6 protein-coding genes are annotated in these 5,687 nt (G+C 60.8%); 2 read left to right on the forward strand and 4 right to left on the reverse strand.

What is annotated here, in order from left to right:
- Positions 1 to 54: 54 nt before the first annotated feature.
- From NW834_RS13050 to NW834_RS13065, 4 genes are all read right to left on the reverse strand, one after another.
- Entirely contained in the window at positions 55 to 780 is a 726-nt protein-coding gene (locus NW834_RS13050) for a HEAT repeat domain-containing protein (RefSeq protein WP_414418200.1), read from the reverse strand.
- 106 nt (positions 781 to 886) lie between these two features.
- The gene (locus tag NW834_RS13055) at positions 887 to 1,657 is read right to left on the reverse strand and encodes a peptidylprolyl isomerase (protein ID WP_011433685.1); all 771 of its coding nucleotides are present in this window, start codon (positions 1,655 to 1,657) and stop codon (positions 887 to 889) included.
- A gap of 76 nt (positions 1,658 to 1,733) precedes the next feature.
- Positions 1,734 to 2,489, reverse strand: a complete 756-nt coding sequence (locus NW834_RS13060) for a hypothetical protein (RefSeq protein ID WP_011433684.1) — start codon at positions 2,487 to 2,489, stop codon at positions 1,734 to 1,736.
- A gap of 82 nt (positions 2,490 to 2,571) precedes the next feature.
- Positions 2,572 to 3,504 (reverse strand): DUF1517 domain-containing protein, encoded by a 933-nt coding sequence (locus NW834_RS13065; RefSeq protein WP_414426340.1) that lies wholly within the window; start codon positions 3,502 to 3,504, stop codon positions 2,572 to 2,574.
- Between the two features lie 222 nt (positions 3,505 to 3,726).
- Between NW834_RS13065 and NW834_RS13070 the strand changes: the two genes are divergently transcribed.
- Together NW834_RS13070 and NW834_RS13075 are read left to right on the forward strand one after the other, a co-directional pair.
- A complete protein-coding gene (locus tag NW834_RS13070) occupies positions 3,727 to 4,587 on the forward strand; it encodes a Cof-type HAD-IIB family hydrolase (protein ID WP_414419829.1) in 861 nt (286 codons plus the stop codon).
- Positions 4,588 to 4,598: 11 nt separating this feature from the next.
- A partial coding sequence (locus NW834_RS13075) for a UvrD-helicase domain-containing protein (RefSeq protein WP_414426341.1) occupies positions 4,599 to 5,687 on the forward strand: 1,089 nt, incomplete at its 3' end.

Here is a 5,687-nt window from a genome sequence, read left to right on the forward strand (position 1 = left end):
GGTAGTAATCCGTACTGAACATATTATACATTATTTTCAGTATAGTTGAGCTTATTATTGACTAGAGTCATGCTCCAGCAAATCGGGATCCGCCAACTTTTGTAGGGCAAGCCGCGCGTCATCCCGCACCCCCCAATCGGGATCGCGACTGGCGCTGGTCAGCAACTGCCTTGTTAGCATCGTGTAAACAATGGGATCCTCGAGAGCCAGTTTCACCTGTTGCCCCAGGATCCCTAAGCTCCAGGCACAGTTGCCGCGTACCGCTGCGATTGGATCTTGAGCCAAGCCCCGGCAGAGAGCTGCGACCACCTCATCCAATGCCGGGCCGGGCAACGCCTGCGCCTGGGCCAGTTGTCCGAGGGCACTGGCAGCCCACAATCGCACTGCCGCGATATCCCCGGCCAACACTTCCAGCAACACCGGGTACGCCCGCGGATCCTTGGCATTGCCCAACGCCCACACCAAGCCTTTGCGCACATAGCCGTTCCAATCCCAGCGCAAGCCCTCGATCAGCACCTCCACCTCAGCGGGATCCGGATTCCGACCTAGGGCATAGGCCGCTCCCACCCGCACCAACGGGCAGGGATCCCGGACTAGGGCCAGCAGGGGTTTAACGGCGCGGGGTTCTTCGATCTCACAGAAGGCGCGGGCCGCCTGCATCCGCAAATAGGGATCCGGATCCTGCAACTGCTGCAGCATCAGCTCCACATCCACCTCCGGCGGTGAGTGAGGTGGCAGCTCGTCTAGGGGCTCAAGGGGGGAAAAAGCGTCTTCTTGCATGAAAGGGTGCCCAGGTGTTGGCGGAGGGGACGAGGGCAAAACTTGCCCTTCCTCAAGGCAAAAGCCAGAGCCACAACAACCAAGCCAGCAGCAGAGTTGCTGCCCATCATAAACTGCCGGGATCCTCCATCTGATCTGCTCTTTCCGGTTGGGATCCCGGCACCCTAAGCAAGTCCGCTCCTTCCAACACCCGCGCCGAGCGGATCACATCTCCCACCTGGATGCGCTCCACCCACTCCATCCCCTCGGTGACGTAGCCGAACACGGCATAGCGCCCGTCCAAAATCGGCAGAGCAGAGAGGGTGATGTAAAACTGGGAAGAGGCTGAGTCAAGTGGGCTAGAACGGGCCATGGCCACCGCCCCCAAACGATGGGGCAAGAGCAACTTACTCAGAGCAGCGGGATCCTGGATCAAGGTGTTGTAGCGGGGGTAGGGTTCCCCACGCAGCTGAATTTCCAGGGGGATGGTGCGCAGGCGGTTGCTCCCCGGCTCTGTTGCACCCCCTGTACCGTCACCACGGGGATCCCCACCCTGCACCACAAAAGGCTGCGGATCCTTTTCCACCCGATGGAAGGTGAGGCCATTGTAAAAGCCCCGCTGAACCAAATCCACGAACTGGCCGCCGGTCAGGGGTGCCGCTTCCCCGTGGATCGCCAAGATCACCTTGCCTACCCCCTCAGCAGTTTGCACCTCCATCTCCACCACTGCCTTCCCTTGCAGTTGCGGGCGGCTAGCATAGGCCGCCGGGATCCCAGAGGGGGATTCTGAGAGGGGGGGTGTACTGCGACAAGCCAACAGCCCGAGACAGAGGTATCCCAAAACTAAGCCCACTCCCACTCTGCAGCGGCTCATTCGCCCCAGCTTGGCGAATTTCATCTGCCCCTTCTCCTTCAATCCAATCTCCCACCCTCCAGGCGCTGCTCAACCCAGCAGGGATCCCTATCCAGGTGATTCAGATCCGCTGCGACAGTCCCAACTGCAAGGTAACGCTTTGAGCGCCATTGCTCACCCTCACACCGTAGGGGCTGATGGCGGTAACCCGCCACTCTGCTTTTACCGCATGGCCAACAGCCACCTGCCGCACCACGTTGTCGATCAAGATCAGAGCCTTGGGGGCACCTGGATCGTGGATCAATCCCACCAGCTTCATTTGCGGCAGAGGCTGGGGTGGGATCCGCGCTGGCACCGGAGGCGCAGGTACCCTGGGGGGAGAGGGAAGACCAGCCCCTCTTGAAGCAAGAGGAGCGGCAACAGTCGGCGGTTTTGCCGGTTCGACCAAGACAGCCTTTGCAGAATCCTCAGGTGGAGCTTTGGGGTTTTCATCCACATCAGCAGCAGTGGGAAGCAAGGGCTCCTGGTGAGCATCGGAATGGGAAGAATTGGGTGCCTCAGCCAAGGGATCCCGAGTGGCCTGCGAAAAAACCACCGCCCGCGGGCGCAGGGTCATCCAAAAAGCCAGCCCTGCCACCAAGGTAGCGGCCAAAGCCATACCCAGCAGTAATCCTCCGGCAGCAGAGAAGCGCCGGGAAGGCAGTGGGGGCCGTGTGCCGAGGTAAGGATATTCGCCGGCTTCTGACAGTCCCTCTTCCAAGCTGTTCTCCAAATCCTCGAACAGCTCATCCAACAGAGAATCTGCCTGCTTGACTTGGCCAGACCATGCCCAAGGGGAGCGACGGCCTCTGCCCGCTGAAGCATCTAACCCGGACATACAACCTCCCTAGCCTGAGCGGCGGGGATCCCGAGGAGTTGAGACACTCAGCCAACAGTTGCCGTCTATCGCCCAAAGGCTCTCAAAGGAGCCGCATTTCCGGGTACTCGGTCAACAGCGCCTCTGCCGACAGGGTGTCTCCCTCCAACTGCGGCGTCCACAGCACTTCGATGGCCACAATCCGATCTGCCGGAATCGAAGCCAGCTGCAACAGGCACTGCCGCAGATCCGCCATGGAGTTAACTACAGGTAGTGTACCCAAGTTACCACGATACGCAACCAGTAGAGTTACCAGCAGGTACTCGCCAACATCTGGGATCCCAGTAGCAGATCGCTGCAGCGCCGCTTGGGAGACTTGTTGGATCTGGTTGTTGCGGTTGCTGAGGCTTTCGACGCTGAACTTGCTCCGTTCTTGTAAAGAGGCTTGATAGAACAGGGATTCGGCGCGGGAGAGGGGCAGCTTCTCCGCTTGGGCATGGCCATAGGCCCAGTAGTCGCTGTAGCGCATCAAGCCAAGGGTGACCTCTTGCAACAGTTGGCTCAGCCCTTCTGGCGACTGAGTATCCGCCTCCAGAGCCAGGGCGTTCATGTCTTTTTGCAGTTGCCGGGCGCTGGCCAGCAGTCCCACTTTTACCTGCGCAACAGTTACCTGGGGATCGCGAACCCCAATGCTATCGTCCCCTTCTTCGGATCTGATCCCCGAGCGCAGCGTCTGCACCAAAAAGCTACCTGCCCCAACCAAGAGCAGCAGCGTCAGCAGGCCGCCACCCCCCCCTCCCCAGAAAAAGGGCACCAGCAGCGGAAAACCAAAGCCGCCTCCATAGCTGGGGTAGACAGGAGCTGAGTAGTGCGGGCCAATCGAGCGGGGGGCAGAGAACGTCGGAGACCGGAAAGATCCGCCGCCAATGCGACCGCCACTGCGTGCCCAAACAGCGCCTATGGGAGCCAGGGCCAAGGTCAAGGCCAGGGCAATGGCCAGCAGAGGCCGGCAGACGCGACCGATTCGTTTCAGCATGATCACAATGTTTTCGTCCATCACGGGGCTAGTCTTTCTTAATTCTACGCTTTCTCGTTGGCGGGAATAGGGGCGGAAACCGATCCCCCACCCGGCCATCTCACTTGTTCAATTCTTCTGTGTTGATTCTTTGTGTACTGAGCCGGCCAATGACCGTCAACCAATCGAGGCAGAGCCATGCTACGGTCTGGAAGGTTGCCAGGAGGAGGGCAAACAACAGCAATGCAAACTCAGGCTAACGTCCAAGCCGAGGAAAGAGAGCGGGCATCTTCTCCACCCCGTGCCCAGATTCGGCTGTTGGTGGTGGATATCGATGGCACGATTGCCGGGCCTTCCAACCAGGTTTCAGAGCCGGTTCGGGAGGCCATTCAGAAGGCCAAAGCAGCAGGGGTGCGAGTAGCCATCGCTACGGGTCGCATGCATCGTTCTGCCGAGCGGTTCCACTACGCGATTGGGGCAGATATGCCCCTATGCAGCTACCAGGGGGCTTTAATTCGGGATCCCGACAGCCAAAAGACCCTAAAGCACTGGAGCCTTGACTGGCCGCTGGCCGAGGAGTTGCTGCAAGTGTTGCAGGATCAGCCGGTGGGGGTTCACCTCTACATCGATGACCAGCTCTATTTGCGGGAGCTGAGCCCCCTCAGTCAGGCTTATGCTGAGCGCTCGCAGGTGCCGTTCCAGATGTTCTCTTCCGCCCAATACGGACGAAGCCCCACCAAGATCCTGGCTGTTTCTGAGGATACCGAGTTCCTGCAGGAATTGCAGGGATCCCTGCGGCGGCGGTATTCCCCTGACCAGCTCTACCTCACCCGTTCAGAGCCGATTTTTCTCGAGGCTACCCATCCGGCGGTGAACAAGGGCAATGCCGTTCGTTTTTTGGCCGAGGAAATGCTGGGGTTGTCGGCGGAGCAGGTGATGGCCATTGGCGATGGCGACAACGACATTGAGATGCTGCGGTATGCGGGGATCGGGGTGGCGATGGGAAATGCCTCGCCTGCTCTGTTGCCCCATGCCGACTGGATCGCCCCTTCTGTAACAGAAGACGGGGTGGCGGCGGCCATCGAGACCTTTATCCTGGGCTAGGCAGGGATCCCATGCTGGGTCTGGCTTCTTCTCCCTTTCCTGAGGTCACCCTGCGTCCGGCGCAGCAACAGGCGTTGGCCTACCAATCGGGGCCGCTGGGGATCGCCGCCGTTCCGGGGAGCGGCAAGACCTTCATTTTGGAGCTGCTGATCGCCGATTTGATCCTGAATCGAGGGATCCCACCGGAGCGCATCGGGGTGTTCACCTACATGCGTTCGGCGCGGGGCAACTTGATCAGCCGCATCAATCAACGTTTGCAACGGGCGGGGTATCCGGATCGCTTTACCCAGGCCTTTACCCTGCATTCTTTGTCGTTGCGGGTGTTGCGGGAGGCCCCCAGCCGTTGGGAGGAGCTGTCTATTTTGGAGGGATACGAACAGGAGCGGTTGCTCAGCCGCCTGTGCCGCGCTTGGCTCGTCCGCCATACTCAGCTCTGGGAGCCGCTGATCCCCGGCGACAACAACCCGCAAAAGATCGCCCAAAACCGAGCCCAGTTCCGGCGCAGTTTCCAGCAGATGGTGCAGGTGGTCATCAGCAGGGCCAAGAATCTGCGCCTGGGGCCAGAAGTGATCCCCAGCGAGGGCTATCTGGGCTGGGCTGCTCCCATCTACGCCGGTTATCAAGCGGAATTGCGTCGCCTGGGCAAGTTAGACTACGACGACCTGGGCTGGCAAGCAGTGGATTTGATCGAGGGCAGTCCGGAGCTGCGGGAGCAGGTGCAGAACTGGTACGACTACCTGTTCGAGGATGAGGCCCAAGACAGTTCCCCCCTGCAGGAAGAGCTGCTGAGGCTGCTCAGCCAACGCACCGGCAACCTGGTGCGGGTGGGGGATCCCAACCAGAGCATCATGGGCACCTTTACCAGCGCCGAGCCGCGGCTGTTTCGCGCCTTTTGCCAGGCCAGTCCTCAGGTGGTGCTCTTGGATGAATCCAGCCGCAGCGCCCCCCAGATCATCGCTTTGGCCAACCGCCTGGTGGAGTGGGTGAATCAGCAGCACCCCATCCCGGCTTTGCGCACCGCTCGGGGGGGGCGGGGGGGGGGGGGGGGGGGGGGGGGGGGGGGGGGGGGGGGGGGGGGGGGGGGGGGGGGGGGGGGGGGG

Origin of the sequence: Synechococcus sp. R60.1 (assembly GCF_047461835.1) — a bacterium.
Lineage (GTDB): Bacteria > Cyanobacteriota > Cyanobacteriia > Thermostichales > Thermostichaceae > Thermostichus.

Bases quoted from the DNA above. Each gene is read 5' to 3' on its own strand.
- NW834_RS13055 (WP_011433685.1), bottom strand. From the start codon at position 1,657: ATGAAATTCGCCAAGCTGGGGCGAATGAGCCGCTGCAGAGTGGGAGTG.
- NW834_RS13050 (WP_414418200.1), bottom strand. From the start codon at position 780: ATGCAAGAAGACGCTTTTTCCCCCCTTGAGCCCCTAGACGAGCTGCCA.
- NW834_RS13070 (WP_414419829.1), top strand. From the start codon at position 3,727: ATGCAAACTCAGGCTAACGTCCAAGCCGAGGAAAGAGAGCGGGCATCT.
- NW834_RS13065 (WP_414426340.1), bottom strand. From the start codon at position 3,504: ATGCTGAAACGAATCGGTCGCGTCTGCCGGCCTCTGCTGGCCATTGCC.
- NW834_RS13060 (WP_011433684.1), bottom strand. From the start codon at position 2,489: ATGTCCGGGTTAGATGCTTCAGCGGGCAGAGGCCGTCGCTCCCCTTGG.